The 25,877-nt window shown below is 62.6% G+C and carries 22 protein-coding genes; 6 read left to right on the plus strand and 16 right to left on the minus strand.

From position 1 onward, the window contains the following. Positions 1–372 precede the first annotated feature (372 nt). Both rbp (AC5I49_RS12890) and rbp (AC5I49_RS12895) read left to right on the plus strand, forming a co-directional pair. Entirely contained in the window at positions 373–738 is a 366-nt protein-coding gene (rbp, locus tag AC5I49_RS12890; protein ID WP_016447246.1) for an RNA-binding regulator, read from the plus strand. A gap of 255 nt (positions 739–993) precedes the next feature. Continuing rightward, complete coding sequence (gene rbp / locus AC5I49_RS12895) at positions 994–1,524, plus strand: RNA-binding regulator (RefSeq protein ID WP_074921147.1); 531 nt, start codon at positions 994–996, stop codon at positions 1,522–1,524. A gap of 103 nt (positions 1,525–1,627) precedes the next feature. On the opposite strand, the gene AC5I49_RS12900 is transcribed toward rbp (AC5I49_RS12895), so the two are convergent. The 4 genes from AC5I49_RS12900 to AC5I49_RS12915 are packed head-to-tail and all read right to left on the minus strand — an operon-like array spanning position 1,628 to position 4,645. Further along, a complete protein-coding gene (locus AC5I49_RS12900) occupies positions 1,628–2,428 on the minus strand; it encodes an SDR family oxidoreductase (RefSeq protein WP_126312538.1) in 801 nt (266 codons plus the stop codon). A gap of 41 nt (positions 2,429–2,469) precedes the next feature. Beyond that, positions 2,470–3,087, minus strand: coding sequence for an LPS export ABC transporter periplasmic protein LptC (lptC, locus tag AC5I49_RS12905; protein WP_016447249.1), 618 nt, complete (start codon positions 3,085–3,087; stop codon positions 2,470–2,472). Next, positions 3,084–3,644: a KdsC family phosphatase gene (locus AC5I49_RS12910; protein WP_016454196.1), complete on the minus strand. Its 561-nt coding sequence runs from the start codon at positions 3,642–3,644 to the stop codon at positions 3,084–3,086. The genes lptC and AC5I49_RS12910 overlap by 4 nt, the downstream gene beginning before the upstream one ends. Next, entirely contained in the window at positions 3,644–4,645 is a 1,002-nt protein-coding gene (locus AC5I49_RS12915; protein ID WP_016447251.1) for a KpsF/GutQ family sugar-phosphate isomerase, read from the minus strand. The genes AC5I49_RS12910 and AC5I49_RS12915 overlap by 1 nt, the downstream gene beginning before the upstream one ends. Before the next feature lie 97 nt (positions 4,646–4,742). Here AC5I49_RS12915 and AC5I49_RS12920 point away from each other — a divergent pair, with 97 nt between their 5' ends. Further along, on the plus strand, positions 4,743–5,300 hold the full coding sequence (locus tag AC5I49_RS12920; RefSeq protein ID WP_016447252.1) for an adenine phosphoribosyltransferase: 558 nt from the start codon (positions 4,743–4,745) through the stop codon (positions 5,298–5,300). A gap of 17 nt (positions 5,301–5,317) precedes the next feature. On the opposite strand, the gene AC5I49_RS12925 is transcribed toward AC5I49_RS12920, so the two are convergent. The 7 genes from AC5I49_RS12925 to rpmH all read right to left on the minus strand — a co-directional run bounded on the left by AC5I49_RS12925 (position 5,318) and on the right by rpmH (position 11,163). Then, positions 5,318–6,055, minus strand: a complete 738-nt coding sequence (locus AC5I49_RS12925; RefSeq protein ID WP_016447253.1) for a hypothetical protein — start codon at positions 6,053–6,055, stop codon at positions 5,318–5,320. 188 nt (positions 6,056–6,243) lie between these two features. Beyond that, positions 6,244–6,723 carry a Crp/Fnr family transcriptional regulator gene (locus AC5I49_RS12930; protein ID WP_016447254.1) on the minus strand — a complete coding sequence of 160 codons (480 nt, stop codon included), beginning with the start codon at positions 6,721–6,723 and terminating at the stop codon, positions 6,244–6,246. Positions 6,724–6,945: 222 nt separating this feature from the next. Continuing rightward, a complete protein-coding gene (gene mnmE, locus AC5I49_RS12935) occupies positions 6,946–8,367 on the minus strand; it encodes a tRNA uridine-5-carboxymethylaminomethyl(34) synthesis GTPase MnmE (protein WP_279493754.1) in 1,422 nt (473 codons plus the stop codon). A 100-nt stretch (positions 8,368–8,467) separates the two neighbouring features. Beyond that, positions 8,468–10,177, minus strand: coding sequence for a membrane protein insertase YidC (gene yidC, locus AC5I49_RS12940; protein WP_016447256.1), 1,710 nt, complete (start codon positions 10,175–10,177; stop codon positions 8,468–8,470). After that, the gene (yidD, locus tag AC5I49_RS12945; RefSeq protein ID WP_016447257.1) at positions 10,174–10,464 is read right to left on the minus strand and encodes a membrane protein insertion efficiency factor YidD; all 291 of its coding nucleotides are present in this window, start codon (positions 10,462–10,464) and stop codon (positions 10,174–10,176) included. Before yidD ends, yidC begins: the two co-directional genes overlap by 4 nt. Further along, the gene (locus AC5I49_RS12950) at positions 10,461–10,970 is read right to left on the minus strand and encodes a ribonuclease P protein component (protein WP_017407041.1); all 510 of its coding nucleotides are present in this window, start codon (positions 10,968–10,970) and stop codon (positions 10,461–10,463) included. Before AC5I49_RS12950 ends, yidD begins: the two co-directional genes overlap by 4 nt. A 58-nt stretch (positions 10,971–11,028) precedes the next feature. Next, positions 11,029–11,163 carry a 50S ribosomal protein L34 gene (gene rpmH, locus AC5I49_RS12955; RefSeq protein ID WP_012207856.1) on the minus strand — a complete coding sequence of 45 codons (135 nt, stop codon included), beginning with the start codon at positions 11,161–11,163 and terminating at the stop codon, positions 11,029–11,031. A gap of 414 nt (positions 11,164–11,577) precedes the next feature. Between rpmH and dnaA the strand changes: the two genes are divergently transcribed. The 3 genes from dnaA to gyrB all read left to right on the plus strand — a co-directional run bounded on the left by dnaA (position 11,578) and on the right by gyrB (position 17,006). Next, positions 11,578–12,984, plus strand: a complete 1,407-nt coding sequence (gene dnaA, locus AC5I49_RS12960) for a chromosomal replication initiator protein DnaA (RefSeq protein WP_016447259.1) — start codon at positions 11,578–11,580, stop codon at positions 12,982–12,984. A gap of 121 nt (positions 12,985–13,105) precedes the next feature. Further along, positions 13,106–14,224: a DNA polymerase III subunit beta gene (gene dnaN / locus AC5I49_RS12965; protein ID WP_016447260.1), complete on the plus strand. Its 1,119-nt coding sequence runs from the start codon at positions 13,106–13,108 to the stop codon at positions 14,222–14,224. A gap of 202 nt (positions 14,225–14,426) precedes the next feature. After that, complete coding sequence (gyrB, locus tag AC5I49_RS12970) at positions 14,427–17,006, plus strand: DNA topoisomerase (ATP-hydrolyzing) subunit B (protein ID WP_016447261.1); 2,580 nt, start codon at positions 14,427–14,429, stop codon at positions 17,004–17,006. Positions 17,007–17,409: 403 nt separating this feature from the next. Here the strand turns inward: gyrB and AC5I49_RS12975 are convergent, their stop codons facing one another. The 5 genes from AC5I49_RS12975 to hsdR form a co-directional block, all read right to left on the minus strand. Then, positions 17,410–18,360: a hypothetical protein gene (locus tag AC5I49_RS12975; protein WP_495789465.1), complete on the minus strand. Its 951-nt coding sequence runs from the start codon at positions 18,358–18,360 to the stop codon at positions 17,410–17,412. Continuing rightward, positions 18,357–19,121 (minus strand): DUF3944 domain-containing protein, encoded by a 765-nt coding sequence (locus AC5I49_RS12980; protein WP_495789466.1) that lies wholly within the window; start codon positions 19,119–19,121, stop codon positions 18,357–18,359. Before AC5I49_RS12980 ends, AC5I49_RS12975 begins: the two co-directional genes overlap by 4 nt. Before the next feature lie 95 nt (positions 19,122–19,216). Continuing rightward, a complete protein-coding gene (locus AC5I49_RS12985) occupies positions 19,217–20,683 on the minus strand; it encodes a restriction endonuclease subunit S (RefSeq protein ID WP_495789467.1) in 1,467 nt (488 codons plus the stop codon). Continuing rightward, positions 20,680–22,137, minus strand: coding sequence for a class I SAM-dependent DNA methyltransferase (locus AC5I49_RS12990; RefSeq protein ID WP_495789468.1), 1,458 nt, complete (start codon positions 22,135–22,137; stop codon positions 20,680–20,682). Before AC5I49_RS12990 ends, AC5I49_RS12985 begins: the two co-directional genes overlap by 4 nt. Positions 22,138–22,312: 175 nt before the next feature. Beyond that, on the minus strand, positions 22,313–25,789 hold the full coding sequence (gene hsdR, locus AC5I49_RS12995; protein WP_495789469.1) for a type I restriction-modification system endonuclease: 3,477 nt from the start codon (positions 25,787–25,789) through the stop codon (positions 22,313–22,315). Between the last annotated feature and the right edge of the window lie 88 nt (positions 25,790–25,877).

The raw sequence follows: 25,877 nt of genomic DNA on the forward strand, positions 1-25,877 counted from the left end.
TACGCCATAGGCCAGCGAAGGCCCAAGTTTGTTGACGCATGCATCCGGCTGCTGAGCCGAACGATCTACTCCCCAAAGACTGAGCCGGCGATCATAGCAGCCCTCGGATCTGCATGCCGGCCCCCACTGCCGCCAAGGCACTTGCTTATGCGCTGCCGCAATTTCAGGGTAACTCCCAGGGGCATTCTGTGGCGGGCACGACGAATTTTTGCGAAACAGTAATAACGTGCGAAAACTTCTGCCACATAATGGGCGAGCTTTCGTTCGGGCTTCGGCTCAATGAGTGCTAGTGCGTTTGCGTCTCTAACGTTGTCATCCCGTGTTGACTCCCTAGGGCTCCATCGCGTTTTCCAGTTTTTTCAGGAGTCCTCCATGGGCAACAAGCTTTACGTCGGCAACCTGCCGTACACCTTCCGTGACAGCGATCTGGAGCAAGCCTTCAGCGAATTCGGCGCCGTTAACAGCGCCAAGGTAATGATGGAGCGCGACACCGGCCGTTCCAAGGGTTTCGGCTTCGTCGAAATGGGCAGCGATGCCGAAGCACAAGCTGCTATCCAAGGCCTGCACGGCCAAAACCGCGGCGGCCGTGACCTGGTGGTCAACGAAGCCCGCCCGATGGAGCCCCGCGCTCCCCGTAGCGGCGGCTTCGGCGGCGGCTTCGGTGGTGGCGGCGGTGGCGGCTTCGGCGGTGGCAACCGCGACGGCGGCTACGGCGGTGGCCGTCGCAACAGCTACTAAGCTCTCGCTTAGAGCATGCGTTAGCAAAAAAAGGGGCCCTCCGGGCCCCTTTTTTGTTGCCAAACGTTATCAGCTTGTGTTTTCGAGCATTTATCTTTTTGATTTTTGTGCTTCATAATTTAGTTTCGGGCAGACCCGTTCGAACGCTATGTGTTTAGGAAGGTTGGCCAGGCTCTTGTATACAAGGAACCTGATGTCTGTGCGTCCTGAAGCCGAGCGCAAACCAGTGAGCATTGAGGAGTTGAGGAGTTTTTGATGGGCAATAAGCTTTACGTCGGCAACCTTCCCTATGGTGTGCGTGACAACGACTTGGAGCAGGCATTCAGCCAGTTCGGCGCTGTCACCAGCGCCCGGGTCATGATGGAGCGCGACACAGGCCGCTCCAAGGGATTCGGGTTTGTCGAGATGGGCAGTGATGCCGAGGCTCAGGCTGCCGTTCAGGGCATGAATGGCCAGCCATTGGGCGGACGCAGCCTCGTGGTGAACGAAGCACGTCCCATGGAGCCTCGTCCCCCGCGTTCGGGCGGCTTTGGCGGCGGTGGCGGCGGCTATGGCCGTGGTGATGGTGGCGGCGGCGGCGGTTACGGTGGCGGTGGCCGCGGTGATGGCGGTGGCTACGGACGCGGTGACGGTGGCGACCGTGGCGGCTATGGCCGTGGCGACGGCGGCGGTGGCGGCGGCTACGGCGGTCGTGGCGACGGCGGATTCCGCAGCCCTTATGGCTCCGGCCCCCGCAATGGTGGCCGTGGCGGCGGCTGGGGAAACAACAATAACAACGGGGAATGAGATCCACGGTTCTCAGTGTTACCCCGAATCAAAAAGGCTCCTTCATGGAGCCTTTTTTACGCACAAGATGCGTGCATGAACATATTCAGAACGGCAATGGGCATCAGGGATTTTCCAAATGCCGATGTTTGCGCTTCCGTCCTACAAGCAGCCTGTCGAATATCGCGTTGGGGAGAATTTTCATCAACCGCCCCACCCAGGCCATTTGCCATGGAATGATGACCAGACTGCGGCGAGCTTCAATGGCACGCCAGGCCCTTGCGGAAAACTCCTGCGGCTCCAATAGGAATGGCATGCCATAGCGGTTACCACGCGTGAGGGGTGTATCCACATAGCCAGGAAGCAATGTCGTGACTTTTACGCCACTACTGCGCAATTCACCGCGAAGGCTTTCGCAATAGGCAATGACTGCAGCCTTGCTGGCGCAATAAGCGCCGTGTCCTGGCAGGCCGCGCAGCCCGGCCACACTGGAAATTCCGACCAGTTGCCCGCTTCCACGCTGCACCATGGGTGCGATGAAGGGGTGGAAGCTGGCCACAACCCCCATCGTGTTGACGGCCAGCACCTGCTGCATGGTGTCGAGGTCCTCGCGCATCGAGGTGTCCACGCCCCAGCTGACGCCAGCATTGGCGATCACGACATCGGGCAGGCCCTGCTGCTGCTCGCAGCGCCGGGCGGCGGCGATGATGCTGTCAGGCACGCCCACATCAGCCTCGTAGAGGGCGAAACGCGAGGAGTCCAGGCCCTGTTGCGCAGCCCATTGCGCCATCACGTCGCCGCGCCGAGCCACCAGCGCCAGCGACCAGCCTTGCTGGTAGGCGTGCCAGGCCAGGGCCTGGCCTATGCCGCTGGATGCGCCGGTGATGAAGGCCAGGGGTGCCGGGCTGCGCGAGGATGTCGTCATGGCTTGTTCTCCATCGGCACGCCTGCGCTTGCGCTGGCGCCTTACTTGGTCCTGGAAGGCTGCAGGGTGCCGCGCACGCGGCCCTGCAGTTTCATGACCAGATCCAGGTTGCTGTACTGCATGCTGTCGGCCGTGAAGCGGTCCTTGCCACGGGTCAGCACCACGGGCTGGTTGGAACTCACGCGCTCCTCGTTGGGCCAGGCGTGCAGGAATTCGCCCTGGAATTGCAACTGCGGCTGCGGCTGTTTACCTGCTGTCACAAATGGCTCGCGCGTGACGATGGCATTGCCGAACATCTGCACCTCGGAACCATCGGCATTGCTCAGCGCCCGGTTCGCACTGCCGCGCGTGATGCGGCCTTCGGGCGAGACCGCGAACATGCGGACGTTGTCGATTTCAAGCGTGTCGGTATCGGGATAGTGGCGGCCCATGCTGCCCTCGATCTGGCTCTTCAGACGCCCCGTGGCATCGAAGCTCTTGATCGAGAAATCCTTCATGAAATAGTCGGGCTCGTGCGCCACGGCCTTTTCGGTGCCGCTGGCCAGGGGCTGCGGCGCATTGCGCACCAGCCACCAGGTGCCCAGCGCCAGCAGGCCCATCAGCAGCACGGGCAGGTACAGGGAAAGCCGGTCACCGACGCGGCGCCAGGCCTGGGTCATGATGCGTATTCCGCCAGCAGCCCGGCATAGGCGCCACGCGCGGCCAGCAGCAGGTCGCACAGCTGGCGCACCGCTCCTTCACCGCCGCTGCGCGGCGTGACCCAATCGGCCACGGCCAGCACTTCGTCATGGGCGTTGGCCGGTGCGCAGGCGAAGGCGGAGCGCCGCATCACGGGCAGGTCCGGCCAGTCGTCGCCCATGGCTGCCGCCTGGTGCCATTGCAGGCCCAGCTCCTTCAGGATGGCCTCGGCGGCAGGCACCTTGTCTTCCGTGCCAAAGCGCGCATGCGTGACGCCCAGATTGCTCAGCCGCAGGCGAAGCGCGGGCGAATCGCGGCCCGTCACCACGGCGGGCGTGATGCCAGCCTTTTGCAGCAGTTTCAGACCATGGCCGTCCAGCGTGTTGAAGCGCTTGAGCACTTCGCCTTCGCCAGAGAACAGCAGGCCGCCATCGGTCAGCACGCCATCGACATCGAAGAATGCCACCCGCACATCCTGCGCCAGCAGCAGCAGTGGTGCGTCCCAGTTCTGCACGGGCGTCAAGGGAGCGCGTGCCATCAGATTACCTTGGCGCGCATCAGGTCGCGGATATGGACCACGCCGCGCAGCTGGTGCTGCGCATCGGCCACCAGCACGGCGGTGATGCCGTGCTCCTCCATCATGCTGGCGGCGTCGACGGCCAGCGCGTCTTCGGCGATGGTGCGGGGGCCCTTGTGCATGACATCGCCGGCCTGCAGCGCGCGCAGGTCGGTGCCGGCCTCGACACGGCGGCGCAGGTCTCCGTCGGTGAAGATGCCTTGCAGCACGCCTGCCGCATCGACGATGGCCGAGCAGCCCAGGCCCTTGGCGCTCATCTCGCGCATCAACTCGACAAAGCTGGCATCGGCCCCGACCTTGGGCAGCTCTTTGCCGCTGCGCATGACATCGCGCACATGGGTCAGCAGCTTGCGGCCCAGCGCGCCGCCCGGATGGGAGCGCGCAAAGTCCTCGGCGCCAAAGCCGCGTGCATCGAGCAGTGCCACGGCAAGGGCGTCGCCCATGGCCATCTGCGCGGTGGTGCTGGCCGTGGGTGCCAGGTTCAAAGGGCAGGCCTCGCGCTCCACACGGGTGTCCAGCACCCAGTCGGCATGGCGGGCCAGCGTGGACTGCGCGCCGCCGGTCATGGCCACCAGGGGTATGCCCTGGCGCTTGATGGCAGGCAGCAGCACGGTGAGTTCATCGGCCTCGCCGCTGTTGGACAGCGCCAGCACCAGATCGATGCCGGTCACCATGCCCAGGTCGCCATGGCTGGCCTCGCCCGGATGCACGAAGAAGGCGGGAGTGCCCGTGGATGCCAGGGTGGCCGCCACCTTGCGCCCGACATGGCCACTCTTGCCCATGCCCATCACGACGACGCGGCCGGACAGGCTCAGGATGCGCTGCACCACTTCACCGAACACGCCATCCAGGCGCTGCGACATGGCAAGAAGGGCATCGGCCTCGATGCCCAGGGTGTCGCGGGCCAGGCGCAGGACCCTGGACGTATCCAGCGCATTCAAGGTGGCAGCATCAGAATTCATCTGGAAGATTTTAGGCGGTCTGGCTACCCGGCGGCGGCGGCCCCCATCGGGCGTCTGGGTACACTGGCCCGTTCTTTCCAGCCCCCGATCCAGCGCCATGCACACCACCCTCAGCGTCAACGACTACCTGCGATCGCACATACGCACCGTGCCCGACTGGCCGGCGCCCGGCGTGCAGTTCCGCGACATCACGCCGCTGCTGCAGGATCCCCAGGTCTTTCGCGTGATGACCGACGCCTTCGTGCACCGCTACATGCAGCGCGGCATGCGCCCCGACGTGGTGGCAGGGCTAGATGCACGCGGCTTCATCCTGGGTGCCGTGGTGGCCCACGAGCTGGGCGTTGGCTTTGTGCCCATCCGCAAGAAGGGCAAGCTGCCGTTCACCACGGTGGAGGAAACCTATGAGCTCGAATACGGCAGCGCCACGGTGGAGCTGCACACAGATGCCGTCAAGACCGGCGATCGCGTACTGCTGATCGACGACCTGATCGCCACCGGCGGCACCATGATGGCCGGCAAGAGATTGCTGGAAAAGCTGGGCGCCACGGTGATCGAGGGCGCGGCCATCGTGGATCTGCCCGAACTGGGCGGCTCCACCCTGCTGCGCGGTGGCGGCCTGCCGCTGTTCACGCTGGTGGATTTCGCCGGCCACTGAATCAGGCCGGCGCCCGGTCAGCGCAGTTCGCCGTACTGGGTGACACCCAGGTCCAGATGGTCCAGCGTGCTGTGGTGAAAGTCCGCGCCGCGTTCGCCTGCGCCCGGCCCGAGCAAGGGGCCCGAGCGGCGCACGCCGGCGGGCGCCGCAGCTGCAGAGCCCGCACCACGGGCTGCAGCGGGCATGGCCGCCACGGCCATCTTGAAGGCGGCCATTTCCTGATCGTCTATGGGCTCGAACGGCGCCGTGTCCTGCCTGCGGCGCTGGGGCGCCACGGCCTCCATCGCAGCCACGGCGGGGACGGCCACGGGCTGGACGGGACGCGGTGTGCGCACGGCCACGGAATGCACCTGGGCCTGGGCGGCGGCGTTCTGGTCGCTGACCCGCCAGTACACGGCTGTCACGACCGCGCCCATGCGGGCCTTGGCCGCCTGGGCCAGCATGGCCTCGATCTCGCTGAGCCGAGCGGTTTCGCTGGCATAGGCCCGTGCCAGGTCCATCATCACCACGAAGCGCTGGCCCACGCTGTCCAGCGAGAGCACCTTGAACTTGTAGCTGGCCGACAACACCCCGGCACGCACCATGACATCGCGCACCACGCCGTAGAGCTGCTCACGGCGCTCGGACCGCTCGCTGCGGCGCCCGGCCGCGACGGCATCACGGCGTGCCGCGGGGTTGGCCTGGCCATCGTTTCCAGGCGAACCACGGCCCTGTTCGGGCAAAGGCTTGCGGGAAAACCAGTTGAACACAGACATGGGGGCTCTCATTGTCACGAATAGTCACAAACTCGCGGCATTGTGCCTGCAACTTGGCGACATTTTGAGCACAGGTGTTGCAAAAACCGCTGTATCAATTTGTCGCAGAGCAAAGCCCGGTCTGTAATCCCACCCGGCCCCCCGAGAGCCTTCGCCCAAGTGCCGTTCAGGTGCTGCTCAGGTGCTGCTCAGGTGCTCGCCACCCGGCGGCGGCTGTCCACCGCGCGTCGCGCCAGGACCTGGCCGGCGGCCATGACCAGGGCCAGAGCCACCCCGGGCTGGCGGTTGCTGAGTTCGGCGAAGCGCATGGCCGTCAGGCACCACAGGCGCCCCGGCGCGGCAGCCTGCACCGTGGCGTGGCGCGCGCGGTGCGCAAAGAAGGCGCCCTCGCCCAGGATGGAGCCCGGACCGACGATGGCCAGGCGGATGCGCTCCTTGGCATCCTGGTAGTGCACGCTGAGGCTGCCGGACTCCACGAAGTACAGATTGCGGTCCAGCGAACCTTCGGCAAACAGCAGCTCGCCCGCGGCCAGAGTGACGGGCACCAGGTAAGGTGCCAGCAGATCCCACTGCTCCGAGGTCAGCGCGTTCTGCACACCGTCGACAGCCACGGCCGACGACATGGCCTGGGCCAAGGGCCGCAAATCATTGTGGGAGGAAGAAGACATGGCGGATCCGGTTCGAAGTGGGCCGCGTACCCGCTCCGGGACGGCACCCGGCGACAGGCAGCGGCAAGGGCCGCTGCGGCACGCCGCATGCTAAGCGACGGCAGCGGGCACGCCAATGCCGGCGCGTGGGTTTTCGACGGCAAATTTTGTAGCAAAAGATAAATATTGCCGCCATCCCATCAGCCGTGCTGGGCATGCCGCGCTCAGCCCGGATCCCCTCCGTCACTTGCCAATGCAAAAGCTCGAGAAGATCACACCCAGCAGGTCATCCGAGCTGAATTCCCCGGTGATGGAGTTCAGCGAGACCTGGGCCAGGCGCAGTTCCTCGGCCAGCAGGTCCAGATGGGCGGCCTGGGCCGCCAGCTGCAGCTCGGCCTCTTCCAGGCGCGCGGCCACGGCCTGCAGCGCCTCCACATGGCGTGCGCGCGCCAGGTACAGGCCTTCGGGGGCGGACTGCCATCCGGCCACATCCAGCAGGCGCCGGCGCAGCGCATCCAGGCCGTCGCCGGTGCGTGCCGACAGCGCCACGCTGCCTTCGCGCCCGCCATGCGCCTGCAGCTGGGCCGGCTCGGCGCGATCGGTCTTGTTCCAGACATCGATCACGGGCACCTGGCCCGGCAGCTTCTGGGCCAGGGTTTCGGCGATGGCCGCGTCTGCGGCCAGATAGTCGTTGTCGCCCATGCGCGTGAGGTCGTGCAGGAAGAGCACGGCATCGGCCGCAGCGATCTCCTCCCAGGCGCGGGCGATGCCGATGCGCTCGACTTCGTCACTGCTCTCGCGCAGGCCGGCTGTGTCTATCACGTGCAGCGGCACGCCCTCGATCTGGATGGTCTGCTGCACCTTGTCGCGCGTGGTGCCGGCGATGGGCGTGACGATGGCCAGCTCGGCACCGGCCAGCGCATTGAGCAGCGAGCTCTTGCCCGCATTGGGCTGCCCTGCGATCACGACCTTGATGCCTTCGCGCAGCAGCGCACCCTGGTGGGCGCGCGACAGCACCTGGTCCAGCTTGCCGCGCAGCCGCGCGAGCTGGCCGCTGGCATCGGCCTTTTGCAGGAAGTCGATCTCTTCCTCGGGAAAGTCCAGCGTGGCCTCGACCAGCATGCGCAGGTGCACCAGCGCATCGCGCAGGCCATGAATCTCCTCGGAGAAGGCTCCCGACAGCGAGCGGCTCGCGCTGCGCGCGGCGGCCTCGGTGCTGGCGTCGATCAGGTCGGCAATGGCTTCGGCCTGGGCCAGATCGATCTTGTCGTTGAGAAAGGCACGTTCGGTGAATTCCCCAGGCTGGGCCAGGCGCAGGCCAGGCAGTACGCTGCGATGGCCTTCGAGAGGCTCTTGCGCCGCCTCCAGGCAGCGTGCCAGCAGCAGCTGCAGCACGACCGGGCCGCCGTGGGCCTGCAGCTCCAGCACGTCCTCGCCGGTGTAGCTGTGCGGCGCCGGGAAGAACAGGGCCAGGCCGTGGTCTATGGGTCCGCCTGCGGCATCGCGCAACGGCAGGTAGGTGGCCTCGCGCGGCTTGAGGTCGCGCCCGCACAGCACCCGCACCAGCGGCGCCACCCCCTTGCCGGAGACGCGCACGATGCCCACGGCGCCGCGCCCCGGAGCGGTGGCGATGGCGGCAATGGGGTCGTTGTGGCGGGGCAGCATGGATGGAGCTTTCTTGGGAAGGGATTTCAGGCCGCCGATGATAGGCCGCCCATGAAAAAAGCCCGCCGAAGCGGGCTTTGGAGCCAGGGCCTTCGCAGGCTTACTTGGCAGGCTTGGTCTTGCCGAAGTTGGGCAGATTGAACTGCGGCGGCACGCCCATGCGGGTGTTGATGATCCACTGCTGGGCAATGGACAGGATGTTGTTCGTCAGCCAGTACAGCACCAGGCCGGCCGGGAAGAAGAAGAACATCACGCTGAAGACCAGGGGCATGATCCACATCATCTTGGCCTGCATCGGATCCGGCGGAGCGGGGTTCAGCGCGGTCTGCAGCAGCGACGACAGGGTCATCAGCACGGGCAGGATGAACAGCGGGTCCTTGGCCGACAGGTCGGTGATCCAGCCGATCCAGGGCGCGTTGCGGATTTCCACGCTGGACAGCAGCACCCAGTACAGCGCGATGAATACCGGGATCTGGATGATGATGGGCAGGCAGCCGCCCATGGGGTTGACCTTTTCCTCGCGGTAGATGCGCATCATCTCCTGCTGCATCTGCTGGGGCTTGTCCTTGAGGCGCTCGCGCATTTCCATGATGCGCGGGTTGATGGCCTTCATCTTGGCCATCGAGGAGTAGGCCTTGGCATTGAGCCAGTAGAAGGCGATCTTCAGCAGCAGCACCAGGGCCACGATGGACCAGCCCCAGTTGCCCAGGAAACCGTGCAGCTTGTCCAGCAGCCAGTACAGCGGCTTGGCCAGGATGGTCAGCCAGCCATAGTCCTTGACCAGTTCCAGGCCGGGGGCCAGAGCCTCCAGGCGCTTTTCGATCTGGGGTCCGGCAAACAGGCGCGCTTCCACGCTCTTGCTCTGGCCGGGCTCGATGGTGCCCACGGGCGTGATCATGCCGACGGCGTAGAGGTTGCTGTCCACCTTGCGCAGGAAGTTCTCGCGCTGCACGCCTTCGGCCAGCAGCCAGGCGCTGGCGAAGTAATGCTGGACCATGGCCACGTAGCCGCCCGAGGACGACTTCTCGACGCTGGCCTTGCCGTTTTCGATGTCCTTGAACTCGACCTTCTGGTACTTCTTCTCGTCGGTGTAGACGGCCGGGCCCGTGAAGGTGGAGTACATGGTGGACTCTTCGCCTTCGGGCTTGTTGCCGTCGCGCACCAGCTGCAGGTACAGCTGCGGGTTCACGGCAGTCGTGCCGGTGTTCACCACTTCATGGCGCACGCCGATGTCGTAGGCACCGCGCTTGAGCGTCCAGATCTTGACCAGCTTCACGCCGCCCATGTCGGGCGACTCGAAGCGAAGCTCCATCTGGTCCTCGCCGTCCTTGAGCTCGCGTGCACCGGGCAGCGCGGTCATGGTCGTCTTGTGCGTGGGGAAACCGCCGCCGATCAGGCCCGACTGGCCCAGATACACACGGTGCACGCTCTCGTCGAACAGCACGACCGGCTTGTCCTTGTGGGCGGAATCGGCGTACTTGAGCAGCTCGGCATGGCGCAGCGTGCCGCCCTGGCTGTCGAAGGTCAGGCGCAGCACGTCGGTGCTGATGGTCACGTTCTGGCGCGGAGCAGCCTCGGGCGCGGCAGCGCCGCCAGGCACTTCGCCGGCACCGGCCGTTGCCGCAGTCGCTGCCGAGGGCACGCTGGCGTCGCCGGGCGCCTTGCCCGTTTCAGGTGCCGGGGCCGTGGCCACGGCCGGCGCGGGGAAGAAAGTGGCCTTCTTGCCGTTGTGCACTTGCCATTTGTCCCATAGCAAGACCAGCGAAAAGCCAAATATCACCCACAGGATGGTGCGGCGAATATCGTTCATGAAGACTTCTTAGGTGAGGAAGGTTGGGTGTTTTCGGGCGCAGCCGTCAGGCTGGTGAACAGCCTGGGCTTGTGCTCTGGCACAGGGTCATGCCCCCCGTCACACCACGGATGACAGCGCGCCAGTCGGCGCAGTGTCAGGTAGGAGCCTACCGCAGCGCCGTGTTGCTCCAGCGCTTCAAGGGAATAGGCAGAGCAGGTCGGCGTGAAGCGGCAGGCCGAGCCCAGCCAGGGACTGAGCATCAGCCGATAGCCACGCACCAGCGCCATCAGCAGCCGCTGCATCATGGCGTGGCTCCGGCAGGCTCGCCAGCGGCAGCGGCCGGCTCCTGCGCTGGCTGAGGCAACCCGGGTGCCGGCTGCGACAGGCGTTTCGCGGCATGGGCGAACAGCTGCTGCAGCTCGGCACGAACCGCCTGCTTGAGCACATCGGACGTGGCGCTCACGAACTGGCGCCGGTCAAAGCCCGAGCGCAATCGCACCACATGCGCGCCATGGAGCATCAAGGCCTCGTGCTCGCCGCCCACGGCGTAGATCTGCCGCTTGATGGTGTGGCGTGTCACCGATCGGCGCGCCCAGCGCTTGGGCACCATGGCACCCAGCCAGGCATCCCGGCGCACCGCGCCAACGCCGAACAGGGCCTGCGGATCTTGCGATCCGGGCCCTGTCGGTGGCGGCATGGCAGCGACCTGCTCCGTCAGAACGAGACGGTGCAGGGCGAAGTGCGCGGTACGCGAAATCGTACCAGCAGCCATGGCGGCCTGAAACTGCGGACGTGTTTTCAGCCGTTGCATTCCAGCACCCCTTTCAGGGGTTCAGTGCAGCGAGCAAACCGCCCAGCAATGGCTGGCCTTAGACGGCCAGACGCTTGCGGCCCTTGGCGCGGCGAGCGTTGATCACGGCGCGGCCGCCCTTGGTCTTCATGCGGACCAGAAAGCCGTGGGTGCGGGCGCGACGGGTCTTGGAGGGTTGGTAAGTACGTTTCATGTTGGTTCCTAGAGAAGGTTCAGTTTTGCACCGGTCCCGTATCCGGCACGCTACACGCAGTGCAGCCAGCAGCCGCCACAAAGGCAAACCGCCAGGCCACCTGCCAAAAATCTGCACGATGCACTTGCCATGTGCGGCCAGGAGCGCGAACCGGGAAGGTTTCGCCCAAGGCAACCAGCAGCAGCATGCAGACCCGATGCAGACGGGCGGGACATATCACCCTGAACACATTCAGGGAAACCCGCGATTATCACAGCGTTGCCCACTTGATGCAATGCCCTTCGAACCCGAAGGATGCCTGCCCATTTTGCGACAGGGCAGAGGACAAGCTCCTGATATTTTGTGGATAACTTCCGCAAAAGCTACAATGGCAGCCTCGCAACAGTTCCTCCTATCCACAACTAGACTTCGACAATGACAGAGGAACCTACGAACGATGCAGGCCAGGGCCTGTGGCAAGTCTGCGTTGAGCAACTGGGGCAGGAAATGCCTGAGCAGCAGTTCAACACCTGGATCAAGCCCCTGACCGCGCACGTCGCCGAAGACTTCTCCAAAGTCACCGTCTACGTGGCCAACCGCTTCAAGCTCGACTGGATCCGCGCCCAATATGCAGGTCGCATCTCGGCCATGCTGGAGTCGCTCTATGGCCAGCCGGTGACACTTGAGTTAGCGCTCGCTCAACGGGAAAGCGTTGTGCGTACTTATGTTCGCCCATCTTCCAGCGAGCGCTCGGCCCCACCGGAAACCATTGTCACCTCGGTGCCCACGGTCACTGGCGAAGACGCGGCAGCGCCGGTCTTCCGTACGCGCCTGAACGCCGCGCTGACCTTTGAAACCCTGGTGGAAGGCACGGCCAACCGCATGGCACGCTCGGCCGCCATGCATGTGGCGGGCTCGCCCGGCCACCTGTACAACCCGCTGTTCATCTACGGCGGCGTGGGCCTGGGCAAGACCCACCTGGTGCATGCCGTGGGCAACAAGCTGCTGGCCGACAAGCCCGACGCGAAAGTTCTCTACATCCACGCCGAGCAGTTCGTCTCGGATGTGGTCAAGGCCTACCAGCGCCGCACTTTTGACGAATTCAAGGAGCGCTATCACTCGCTGGATCTGCTGCTGATCGACGATGTGCAGTTCTTCGCCAACAAGGACCGCACGCAGGAGGAGTTCTTCAACGCCTTCGAGGCCCTGCTGGCCAAGAAGAGCCACATCGTGATGACCTCGGACACCTATCCCAAGGGCCTGGCCAACATCCACGAGCGGCTGGTCTCGCGCTTCGACTCCGGGCTGACGGTGGCCATCGAGCCGCCCGAGCTGGAGATGCGCGTGGCCATCCTGATCAACAAGGCCCGCGCCGAGAACGCCGAGATGCCCGAGGAAGTCGCCTTCTTCGTGGCCAAGAACGTGCGCTCCAACGTGCGCGAGCTCGAAGGCGCGCTGCGCAAGATCCTGGCCTATTCGCGCTTCAACCAGAAGGAAGTCTCCATCCAGCTGGCCCGCGAGGCCCTGCGTGATCTGCTGTCCATCCAGAACCGCCAGATCAGCGTGGAAAACATCCAGAAGACGGTGGCCGACTACTACAAGATCAAGGTGGCCGACATGTACAGCAAGAAGCGCCCGGCCAGCATTGCCCGGCCGCGCCAGATTGCCATGTACCTGGCCAAGGAATTGACCCAGAAGAGCCTGCCCGAGATCGGCGAGCTGTTCGGCGGACGCGACCACACCACCGTGCTGCACGCGGTGCGCAAGATCGCCGGCGAACGCCAGCAGCTGACCGAGCTGAACCAGCAGCTGCACGTGCTGGAGCAAACTCTCAAAGGTTGATGAAAACTCCCCCGTTCAGGCCCTGCGTACGCGGCAAAATGGGGGATTCGAGCGGCAAGAGGGGGCTCATGTGTGAGCCGCCGCTCCCACCGAGACCCGCATCCTTAAATCAGAGGTTGACATGATCGTCCTGAAAGCCACACAAGACAAAGTTCTCGCGGTCCTGCAATCGGTGTCCGGCATCGTCGAACGCCGCCACACGCTGCCCATCCTGGCCAACGTGCTGATCAAGAAGACCGGCAACGCATTGCAGCTGACCACCAGCGACCTGGAAATCCAGATCCGCACCACCGCCGAACTCGGCGGCGACACCGGCGACTTCACCACCACCGTGGGCGCGCGCAAGCTGATCGACATCCTCAAGACCATGCCCGGCGACCAGACCGTGAGCCTGGAGACCCAGCAGGCCAAGATGGTGCTCAAGGGCGGCAAGAGCCGCTTCACGCTGCAGACCCTGCCGGCCGAGGATTTCCCGCTGGTGCAGGAGGCTGCGGCCTTCGGCCCGTCGTTCAGCGTGCCGCAGAAGGTGCTCAAGGACCTGCTGGGCCAGGTCTCCTTCGCCATGGCCGTGCAGGACATCCGCTACTACCTCAACGGCATCCTGTTCGTGGCCGAGGGCAAGCAGCTGTCCCTGGTGGCCACCGACGGCCACCGCCTGGCCTTTGCAAGCAGCCAGCTGGACGTGGAAGTGCCCAAGCAGGAAGTGATCCTGCCGCGCAAGACCGTGCTGGAGCTGCAGCGCCTGCTGTCGGATGCCGGCGGCGAGAACCAGCCCCACATCGAGATGCAGTTCGCCAACAACCAGGCCAAGTTCACCTTCGGCGGCATGGAGTTCGTGACCAAGCTGGTCGAGGGCAAGTTCCCCGACTACAACCGCGTCATCCCGCGCAACCACACCAACAGCGTGACCCTGGGCCGCGCCCCGCTGCTGGCCAGCCTGCAGCGCACGGCCATCATGACCAGCGACAAGTTCAAGGGCGTGCGCCTGACGGTGGAGCCCGGCACCTTGCGCGTGGCCTCCAACAACGCCGAGCAGGAAGAGGCCATGGACGAGCTGGACATCGACTACGGTGGCGACACCATCGAGATCGGCTTCAACGTCACCTACCTGATCGACGCCCTGTCCAACATGGGCCAGGACATGATCAGGATCGACCTGCAGGACGGCAACAGCTCGGCGCTGCTGACCATCCCCGAGAACGACAGCTTCAAGTACGTCGTGATGCCGATGCGCATCTGAGCGCGCGCCACACCTACCCGATGCCTGACACATTGCGCAGCCCCTGCACCCGCCGCCCGGTGGCACAAGCCGGTGCAAGGCGCGCAACCACCCTATCCGACTCGTAGCCCGCAGCGCGCGTCCCTACGCACCGCGCCAGCGGCCGAATCGAACATTTTCAAGCGAAGCGACAGCTTCCGACGGAACTACCCCAGGGCCTTCCATGACCGACGAGAACAAGCCAGAAAACCAGACCATTGCCCCCGAAGGCTCAGACTCCAGCGGCTATGGCGAAGGCGCGATCCAGATCCTCGAAGGCCTGGAGGCCGTGCGCAAGCGCCCCGGCATGTACATCGGCGACACCTCCGATGGCACGGGCCTGCACCACCTGGTCTTCGAAGTGGTGGACAACTCCATCGACGAAGCCCTGGCCGGCTACTGCGACGACATCCTGGTCACCATCCATGCCGATGGCTCCCTGTCCGTCATCGACAACGGCCGCGGCATCCCCACGCGCGTGAAGATGGACGACAAGCACGAGCCCAAGCGCTCGGCAGCCGAAATCGCCCTCACCGAACTGCACGCGGGCGGCAAGTTCAACCAGAACAGCTACAAGGTCTCGGGCGGCCTGCACGGCGTGGGCGTGTCCTGCGTGAACGCACTGTCCATCTGGCTCAAGCTCAGCGTGCGCCGCGACGGCGAAGTCTACGAGATCGACTTCTCGCGCGGCCAGGTGCAGAACCGCCCCATCGAGATCGTGGACGGCGTCGAGGTCTCGCCCATGCGCGTGGTCGGCAAGAGCGACAAGCGCGGCACCAAGGTCCACTTCCTGCCCGACACGGAAATCTTCACGCAGAACCATGAGTTCCGCTACGAGATCCTGGCCAAGCGCCTGCGCGAACTGTCCTTCCTGAACAACGGCGTGCGCATCCGCCTCAAGGACGAGCGCGACGGCCGCGAAGACGACTTCTCCGGCGCCGGCGGCGTCATGGGCTTCGTGCAGTTCATCAACGCCAACAAGAAGGTGTTGCACCCCACCGCCTTCCACGCCAACGGCACGCGTCCTGCGGAAAGCTACGGCGGCATCCCCGGCACCGAGATCGGCGTCGAAGTCGCCATGCAGTGGAACGACAGCTACGCCGAGCAGGTGCTGTGCTTCACCAACAACATCCCGCAGCGCGACGGCGGCACCCACCTGACGGGCCTGCGCGCCGCCATGACGCGCGTGATCGGCAAGTACATCGAGCAGAACGAACTGGCCAAGAAGGCCAAGGTCGAGGTCAGCGGCGACGACATGCGCGAAGGCCTGTGCTGCGTGCTGTCCGTGAAGGTGCCCGAGCCCAAGTTCAGCAGCCAGACCAAGGACAAGCTGGTCTCCAGCGAAGTGCGCGCGCCCGTGGAGGACATCGTCGCCAAGGCGCTGACCGACTACCTGGAGGAAAAGCCCAACGACGCCAAGATCCTGTGCAGCAAGATCGTCGATGCCGCGCGTGCCCGCGAGGCCGCGCGCAAGGCCCGCGAGATGACGCGCCGCAAGGGCGTGCTCGACGGCATGGGCCTGCCCGGCAAGCTGGCCGACTGCCAGGAAAAGGACCCGGCGCTGTGCGAGATCTACATCGTCGAGGGTGACTCCGCCGGCGGCTCCGCCAAGCAAGGTCGCGACCGCAAGTTCCAGGCCATCCTGCCGCTGCGCGGCAAGATCCTGAACGTGGAAAAGGCCCGCTACGAGAAGCTGCTGTCCAGCAACGAAATCGTCACCCTGATCACGGCCCTGGGCACCGGCATCGGCAAGGCCACGGCCGAATCGGGCAAGAGCGGCAGCGACGACTTCGACCCCAACAAGCTGCGCTACCACCGCATCATCATCATGACCGACGCGGACGTGGACGGCGCCCACATCCGCACCCTGCTGCTGACCTTCTTCTACCGCCAGATGCCGGACCTGGTCGAGCGCGGCCACATCTACATCGCCCAGCCGCCGCTGTACAAGGTCAAGAACGGCAAGGAAGAGCTGTACATCAAGGACGGCCCCGCGCTCAACCAGTACCTGCTGCGCATCGCGCTGATGAACGCCAGCGTCAGCACCGGCGGGGCCAACCCGCGCACGCTGGACGGCGAGGAACTGGCCAAGCTGGCCAACATGCACCTGGCTGCCGAGACCGTCATCGACCGCCTGTCCAACTTCATGGATGCCGAGGCCCTGCGCGCCATCGCCGACGGCGTGCAGATCACGCTGGACAGCATCGAGGCGGCCCAGGCCTGCGCCCCCATCCTGGAGGCCAAGCTGCGCGAGTTGACCACCACGGGCGTGCCCGCCGAGGTCACGGCCGAAATCGACCCGGTCTCCGAAAAGCCCGTGCTGCGCATCAGCCGCCACCACCACGGCAACATCAAGAGCTCCATCCTCACCCAGGAGTTCGTGCGCAGCCACGACTACGCCGCGCTGGCCGACGAAGCCCAGAACTTCAACGGCCTGCTGGGCGAAGGCGCCAAGGTCACGCGCGGCGAAGGCGAGAAGGCCAAGAGCGACAAGGCCACCGACTTCCGCCAGGCCATGCAATGGCTGCTGCACGAGGCCGAACGCACCACGGCCCGCCAGCGCTACAAGGGCCTGGGCGAAATGAACCCCGAGCAGCTGTGGGAGACCACCATGGACCCCACCGTGCGCAGCCTGCTGCAGGTGCAGATCGGCGACGCCATCGAGGCCGACCGCGTGTTCACCATGCTCATGGGCGACGAGGTGGAGCCGCGCCGGGACTTCATCGAGACGAATGCGCTGCGGGCCGGGAATATCGACGTGTGATACCCAGACGCTGGGCGTGGAGGGCGACGGCAGGCCTACCGGCCTGCATGCCGAGCACCGCAAACTGGCGGGACTGACTACGGTGCCCAAGGTGCCATCGATGGTAGCCACGGCAGTCGGCGTATACCTGCGCGCGGCAGCATGGGCAAATCCGCCGAGCAGAGATCATGGGCTTGTGCCACCTGAGTGAAGGGCAGGCCAGGGACTTGCTGAAACGGATGCAGGGATCGGAGCTGCTGCGGCTGGAAGGTGCAGGGCGTGGAGCCTTCTATCGGATGGGAGAGCGCGGGCAAAAACGGATGAAAACGGATGAAGAGCATCCGATTGTGGCGACGCGAGAGCGCTAGCGGGCATGTGATCCTTCCTCGCTTGCTCGCACACGATGGGTCAAAACGCCCGCAGCTCAGGCAGCCATTTGCTCTATGGCAATACTGGCGGGCTGCCTGAACAGCAACAACTGATTCACGGGTGACTGCATCAGCTCCAGCAGCTTGGGCTTGTTTTCCATGAACGCCCTCTCCCCGCTGGAGCCCAATGCACCAGCAACCGCTTCTCGGTGAAGCTGATTCATCAGCGCCCGGTAGCTGCCCAGCACCCGCTCGTACTTCATGGCGCCGGTCTGCAAGATCTGCTGTGCCAGACGAGGTTTGCCCACACGTGCGGCCAGCAGATGTTCCGTATGCAGTGCGGCCGGCAGCACATCCACCAGCAGGTGAATGAAGTCCAGCATCAGCTTGAAGTTCTTGCTCTCATTGCGCTCCTTGCTGCTTGAGCGCACATAAGCTGCAATATTGTCCACAAGCGAGATGATGTGATTGCGCTTGGCGCCCATCTGTGGCAGCAGCTGGGCAGCCACATCGCGGATTTCAGGCACCAGTGCGCGGTCCTGCAAAAGCGATCGCGCATATTCCACGCCGCCCATGTAGTCGCCAATCTTGTCCATGTAGAACACCAGATTCTGCTCGTGCTGCGAGGCGCCTATTTCATCGACCGTGCTCTGGATCGCATCCAGCTTGCGGCCCAGATACTGCGTCTGCACCACAATCGCGCCCACCACAGCCACCGTGCTGAGCACCTGTGCCGCCATCAGCACATTCTGCATATGCTGTATGGCCTGCGCCGCAGATGCCACGGACTTCAGCTGCTCCAGAATCTCCTTGCTCGCATCCACCGTGCGTTCGGTGAATTTCAGGTGCTGGATGACGCCCGTCTTGCCACTGCCCCGCGCCCAATACGCCACACCGTCATAAATCACGGCCTGGCCCTTTTGCAGGGCTTCCACCAAAGTCGCACCAATGGAGGTTTCATCCAAGACCCAGATCTTGGTCACCAAATCTGCAATGTTGTTGATCAAAATACGTCTCTCTGAAGATACTTCTTGCGCATATAGGCGATCTGAATCACTGCAGGCATGGTCACGCGATAGGCGGCACCGGAAAGCATGGGCACCGTCAGCGCCACACCCAGGACCACGGCAAATGGCCCGGCAAAGGCCGCTGTACCCAAACGCGTACCAATGAACTGCGCAGCCATGGGGCCAGCAAAACGTGCAGCCAACCCAGCCCCCAGCGAAGCCAACATGGCCCCCGCGACATACTCATAGAGCAGCATGGCAGCGGCACCACCCGTAGCCAATGCCAGGCGCACGGGCGACAGGCCGCTGGCCTGCTTAAAGCGCTCCAGCAGATTGATCTTTTGCAAGAACTCTGCGCGCTGCGCCTCATTCATCTTTTCCCAGGCCTTGTCAGCCAGAAATTCGATGAGCTTTTCTTCCTTCCGGACAGCCTCGGTATCCTCTGCGCCCAGTTTCACCCCTACGCGCTCGCACACATCGGACAGGATTTCCTCGTACAACACCCCGTTGCCACGGAAAAAATTCACCACCGAATCACCACCGTACAGTTGCAACTCGCCCGCCACCGCCTGCCAGCTCCTGAGCCATTTGTCGGGCATATCCAAGTGCGCGGTAAAGCCGGGGTCTGTCAGGATGCTGCTGGTACGGCGCATCTCGCCATCCGTGTCATAAATCAGGATCTGCGCCAGATTCGACACATCATCGTTGTCGCACAATGCCAGAAATTTCAGACCTGGATCTTCACGGTACTTGATTGCCATAACGGCTTGCCTCTTTCTCAGAAATATGGAATGCCTGCTCCGCCAGCGCGGCGCATTTTCGCAGTGCTGGCGGAGCAAGTGTTGGTCATCAAAAATCAGACCACCTGCGCCTTGCGGCCACGCACTTTTTTGTCAGCGACTTCAGCTGCGCGCGCCTCGCGCAGGCGGCGCAGCAGCTCGGCGGCCGGTTCGTCATTCGGGTCTTGTGGCACCAGCTCACCGCGAAAGGCTTTGGCCAGCAGCGCGGGGGTGAGGCGTTCGGCGGCAGTGCGGGCGGTTTGCAGACGGGATTCCAGCCGATCGGCATAGGCAAGAAGGATTTCTACGCGGCGGACGATTTCGGTTTGTTCTTCTTTTGTTGGAATAGGTACCTGCAAGGCTCGAACATCGCCAATATTGATACCACGCACTGCTACACCACGTATCGCGTTGGCCATACGTCTTTGGGTATCTGGTGCTAGTAGTGCAAAGTAAATATACCTAGAACTAAGTCGCTTACTTATCGAAAGTCGCGCAGTATCTTGAGTAATGTTCGCACCTTCAAGATTTGCAGGGATTTCAATCAATCGCCCTACACTTCCTCTAATTGACAACAAGAGATCGCCACTAGCGAGACGTGCCCGCTTGTACTGCAGATCAATTTCCGGACTAGTTTTTTTGATTTTTTCCGGGTTCAAGCAATTTCCCGGAAAGTCAGCAACACGAATGTAGGGAACTCCTATTTCTAGCTCAGGCCCCGGCTTCAGGATGCCGTATGTAATCGGACGGCCTGGTATGCAGCAATCCCTCAAATTACCGACTTGCCAACCACTCGGCAATTTATCAGAACTCAAGTCATGAGCTTCCTTGGTCGGCTCAGATGCATTTCCTCGCTCATGACCGCCCTGCGCAATGTGATCGTTAGTCAATTCTTTAAGAAGAGCGGCGGCGCCCGTTAAACCGACTGCCTTGATGCGCCAATCCTCCGTCAACCGCCCCGAAGTGGCTGCAGCCAAGACGGACTGCCGAAAGCGTTTGAGCAAGGGTGTAATGCGATCGAGACGATCGTTCAGGGCATCGACTCGGGTCAGGATGGTGTCGAGTTTTTTGGCGATGCGGCACTGTTCATTTTCTGGCGCCAATATCGTTTCAAGATTTTGTATATCTTCAATCCGAATACCTTTGACTGTTGTTCCAGTACCTTTGGACTGAATTAGGTCAGATTTTGAACGCCAAAAATATTCAAGATAAGTTTTATCAATCCCTTGAGAAGGAAAAAGTGCTTTTAAGTCTTGATTAATAGCAACCTCCACAGAGGGCCGAACAATCTTCCCCAGCGACATGCGGGTTGCGACAACCAAAGTATCTGGAGGAATTTTGACTGTCGAACTAGATGCAACTGCACCCTCTGAAATGTGATCGACCGTATCCTTAACAAAGCGCACCTTCATGTCTTTCACAGTCATGAAAGGCACAGCCCCCATAAAGTTGGCAGACACAGCTTTACTTGGCGTCCCTCCACCCACAATCTTATCCAGCAGATTGCTGAGTGGTGTAACGGTCCACGATATCGGCAAGTTCATTCGACGGCCTCCCCCAGCTCCGCCAAAATCCCTTCCAATTCCTCCAGCGCTGCATTCAACTCATCCGTAATCTCTCGCGCCAGCACAGCTGGCTCGGGCAAGTCGGCCGCGTTCTCCACGCTGTCATCCTTGAGCCAGGCAATGTCCAGGCTGTCCTGCTTTTCGGAGCGAATCCATTCGCGTGAAAAATTGCGCCAGCGGCTTTGTTCGCCTTCATCGGTGCGCGGGCTCTTGCCATTTGCATCGTCGCCATAGGCGGCAATGAATTCGTCAAAGTGCTTACCGGTCAGCGGAGTACGCTTGCCAAACTTGGGGGCGTTGGCCCGCATGTCGTACACCCACACGTTCTTCGTACTGCCCGTGGCGGCTTCGCCCACCTTCTCGAAGAACAGCACATTGGTCTTCACACCCTGCGCGTAGAAGATGCCTGTGGGCAGACGCAGGATGGTGTGCAGGCGGCATTTGTCCATCAGGGCGCGGCGAATGTCGGCGCCCACACCGGCTTCAAACAGTACGTTGTCCGGCAGCACCACGGCGGCGCGGCCGCCGTCCTTGAGGTGCTTGACGATGTGCTGCACAAATGCCAGCTGCTTGTTGCTGGTGACGTAGGTCAGGTCGTCCCGCGTGGGGCCGCCTCCGCCCTTGGCCGTGCCAAAGGGCGGGTTGCTGAAGATGATGTCGCTCTTGGGCAGGCGCTGACCGGCAGTGCCCAGGGTGTTGCCCAGATGGATGGCACCTTCGTTATCGCCCTCGATGCCATGCAGCAGGCAGTTCATCAACGCCAGTCGCCGGGTGTTGGGCACCAGTTCCATGCCGGCGTAGGCCTTGCGGATCTGGTAGGCGCGCTGGGCCTCGGTCAGATCCAGCAGATCATCGGTCTGCGCGCGGATGGCACGGTCTGCGGCAATCAGAAAGCCTGCGGTGCCAGCGGCCGGGTCTTGAATGGTCTCGCCGACCTGTGGGCGCATGACGGCAATCATGGCGTCGATCAGCGGGCGCGGGGTGAAGTACTGGCCTGCGCCGCTTTTGGTCTCGGAGGCGTTCTTTTCCAGCAGGCCTTCGTACAGGTCGCCCAGGCCGTCCTTGTCGGTGTCAAACCAGTCGATGCGGTCAAGGTCGCTGATGAGCTGCTCCAGATGGCGCGGCTCGCTCAGACTGGTCTGGGCATTGGCGTAGATGGCCGCAATGCGGGGGCTGGTGGACTCTGACAGTTGCTGCAGCGTGCGGCGGTAGGTGTTGAGCAGGTTGATGCCGGAGAGGCCCCGCAGCTGGTTCCAGCGCGCGTACTCGGGCAGCAGCGGCTGTTTGATGACGCCGGACTTGAGATTCTCGTGCTCCATCTTGATGAAGAGCAGCAGCACGAGTTCGGTGACGTAGTCGCTGTAGTTGATGCCGTCGTCGCGCAGGACGTCGCAGAGGTTCCAGAGTTTCTGGACGATGTCGGAGGTGGTCATTGGAGATGAGAGTTGTCTGTCTTTTGATCGCTGTTAGCGCCTGATAGAGCCTGGTTTCGGTGCAGTTCATACCTGAAATCGGCGTCTATCGTGCGCAAGCGACTATTTTTTGGATGCCACCAGCTTGTAGTGATTGCAGCGCTGGAGGCAGAGCATAGTGGCAAGCACTGGTGCGTCAGGCCACCTTTTGCCAGAGGGCTTCTGCCAGGTGGATGACAACGGTATCGAGCTGTCCGCCCAGCACCTTGTCCACCTGCTTGGTACCGCCTTGCTGGCGGAAAGCCTCATTCAGAAAACTGCTGTCCACCACGGTTTCATGCTTGAGCTGCCTCGCAATGCGGTCCAGCCAGCTGCGCTGCGCCGTCGTCCAGCTGTGCAGGCTGTAGATACGCTGCATGGCACGGTTGACGCGGTCCTCAAAAGGCAGCAGTGCTTCACCCAGCGCCGCCTTGCGAATGTGGGCCACGATGCCTGCAGCGATGTCCTGGTTGCTCTGGTTGCGCCAGGCCGCCTTGAGGGCGGCCTCCGAGAAGCCCGCGCCGTCCAGCAGCAGGCGCACTTCGCGCAGCTGCTCGCGTGTGAGATCTTTGGGACGGTTGACGATGACGGACAGTGCCACCGATTGGTTGAGCTGCTCCTTGATGAAGCTGGCAAAACCATCCAGATAGTCTTCAGGCCTGGCGTAGTAACCCCAGCTCTGCTCGCGGGCTACGAGTTCATCATGGTGATCGGACAAGACAGGGCGGTAGGCCGTCCCCATGAGTTCCTGCACCTCGCCCAGTTGCTGCAGCAACCGGGTGTTGTCCTTCAGGAAATTGGCGGCGGCCTGTGTTCCTTGCGTCTTGGCGACTTCATGCAGGTGCTTGTGCAGTTGGGCCGGCGGCACCCCCCAGCTTTGTTCGAGCTGCTGCAGGCGCTCCTTGAGCACGGGCTTTTTCTCGGCCTTGTGCTCGGCCTTGCGCAGCACGCGCATGAGCTTCTGGTTCAACTGGTCGAGCACGTCGTCGGCGTGCTTGCGCTCCGGCGTGCTGCCCGGTGCTTCGTAGGCAGCCGGGCTGTTCAGCTCATCCACCAGCTGCTCGATGGTGACGTTGGGATTTTTGACCAGCGGCTGCATGGTGTTGACCTTTTGCAGCGCGGCGTACAGGTCTACCGGGTCATAGATGCGAAAGACGGTTTTGCCAATATCGTCGCAACGGCGTGTGGCGCGGCCGATCATCTGCTCGTACAAGATGCGTGAACGCACGCGGCGCATGAAGACCAGATTGCAGATGGGTGGCACATCGATGCCGGTGGTGAGCAAATCCACCGTGACTGCCACCTTGGGATAGGCCTCGTTCTTGTAGTTGCGGATCATTTGGCTGACCTTGTCGGTCTTGCCCGTGATCTTGGTGACGGTGGCCTGGTTATAGACATCTCCGTGCAGTTCCTTGAACGCTTCTCCGAGCATGCGCACCACAGTGTCTGCATGGGTGTCGGTCGCGCAGAAGATCATGGTCTTCTCGTCACTGAACGGGTCCAGTTCCTGTGCCAGCTGGTTGCAGATGACACGGTTGAAGTTGTCGTTGAGCACGCCCTTGTTGAAGCTGGTCACGTCAAAGTGCAACTCATCTTCCAGCTCGGCCTTGTCTATCTCTCCGGTTTGCAGGTGAATGCTTTCCACCGCATCCCCTTTGTCAAAGTGGATGCCGTTTTTGGATAGCAGCGTGGTGTAGCGAATCGGTGGCTCGTGATCGATCAGCCAGTCATCAGCCACGGCTTCGCGATAGCTGTAGGTGTAGATAGGATGGCCAAAGATATCGCTGGTGTGCTTGGCAGGCGTGGCCGTGAGTCCTACTTTGACGGCATCAAAGTAGTCCAGCACACGGCGGTAGGTGGACAGGTACTGGGACTGATCACGCAGCTCTATTTCGCCTTCGGTCATCTCCTGATCCAGCGTGTAGCCACGGTGGGCTTCATCGATGATGACGCAGTCAAACAGGTCTACGGGTGGCGGGCTGTCGCTGCCAAAGACGCGCTTGACCATGGCTTGCACCGTGGCGACCTGTACACGGTCTTCAGCCTCGGCCGCCATATCACCGAGTTCGGCAATGTTGTAGAGCTTGGACAGCGGCATGTTCTGCTCAAGCAGCATGTCGCCAAAGGCTTCCAGTGCCTGATCGCCCAATGCCGTGCGATCAACCAGAAACAGAATGCGCTTGAAGCGCTCGGCTTTGAGCAGGCGATAGATCAGCCCGATGATGGTGCGCGTTTTGCCCGTTCCCGTGGCCATGGCCAGCAAACAGTTGCGCTGACCATTGGCAAGACTCTGCTCAACGGCCTGGATCGCGTCGAGCTGATAGTCACGCAGGCCCAGATAGATTGCAGCCTCGGCCTCCAGCTTTTCCTGTGCCTTGGCAGTATCTCGTCGAAGCAGATCCAGCAAGCCCTCTGGCGAATAAAAGCCCTGCAGCGGCTTGGCCAGATTGGCCGTATGACGCAGGTCGCGAAACCACGTTCCACTGGACTGCTCATGCTGCTTGACGTAGGGACGGCCATTGCACGAGTAGGCAAACGGAATCTGGAACAGACCCCCTTGCCCATCTTTCCACGGCTGCGAAGGCGGCTGCTCTTTCCAAGCCATCTCACAGTCACCCGCCAGGGCAAAGCTGCGTGCATAGCGCTCCGCCTGACCAATCTTGCCAGCTACGTTTTGGTTGATTCGCTTGGCTTCGACCACCCCCACGGGAATCAGGCCGGCAAACAGCACGTAGTCTGCGCTTTGCATGCCTTGCATGGGCCATTCGGCAATGGCCAGGTTCTGCCCGCGCACAGGACGGGCGCCTTTGGCATGGGTCAGCTTGACGGTATCGGCCTTCCAGCCTGCATCGCGAAGCATCTGGTCAATGATGAGTCGGGTAGCCGCCTCGTCCATCGTCACCAGACTGGCTGCCTTGCGAGAACGCTCACTCCAGGCTCGCACAGACTCTGCGCTGGGGGCTTGCGCTGTTGCTGCTGCCGCCTGCGCTTTGGCCAGCTCTGCCTTGAGTTGCTCGATGGTGGCGCTGGCTTCGCTGGCCAGCTGCTCATAAATGTCGCGCTCTTGCAGAGCCTGAGCCGCCAGGGACTTTTCCTGATCGGCCTGCTGATGCAAAAGCTTGGCCAGCGCTTCACGGTCTGAAACCAGCGCTTGCTCGCTGCTCAGTCGCACATGAAGCGCTTCAATTTGCTTTTGCAGTGCATAGAGCTTCTGGCTTGGGTCATCCGGCAATTGGAATGGCCCTGGCTTGAATTGAGGGTTGGCTCCAAAGGTTCGATGAAACCAGAGCGCGACTTCTCGGGCGACCTTGAGGCTTTCCAGGGCCTCGCGATAACCGATGATGGCGCCCGCTTCATGCACAGCATCATTGCCGCGCGTGCGCAGCAGATGAAACATTTGACGCAGTTGCGGATCGAGGCTCAGGCGGCTGTCAATTGCACGTAGAAGCTCGGCCTGTGTAGGCTGCAGCAATTGAAGCCCGATACGGTGACCCACATCCTTGGCAATGGATTCCGCCAGCAAGCGCAGCTTTGCAACGCAACTGGGGGGGTCATGAGGAAAGATCTTCTCGGCAGCCAGGCCCAGAGCAGCCAGCGACTGGGAATGTGCGCTCAGAAAGTCAAAATTGCTCACTCTCCATTGCCTCTATTTCTTTACGTATAGATACATTATGGACTGCAGCCAGTTCCGTTCTGAATCGCCCCGGGCTTTGCGGAGGATG

Source organism: Delftia sp. (genome assembly GCF_059499305.1).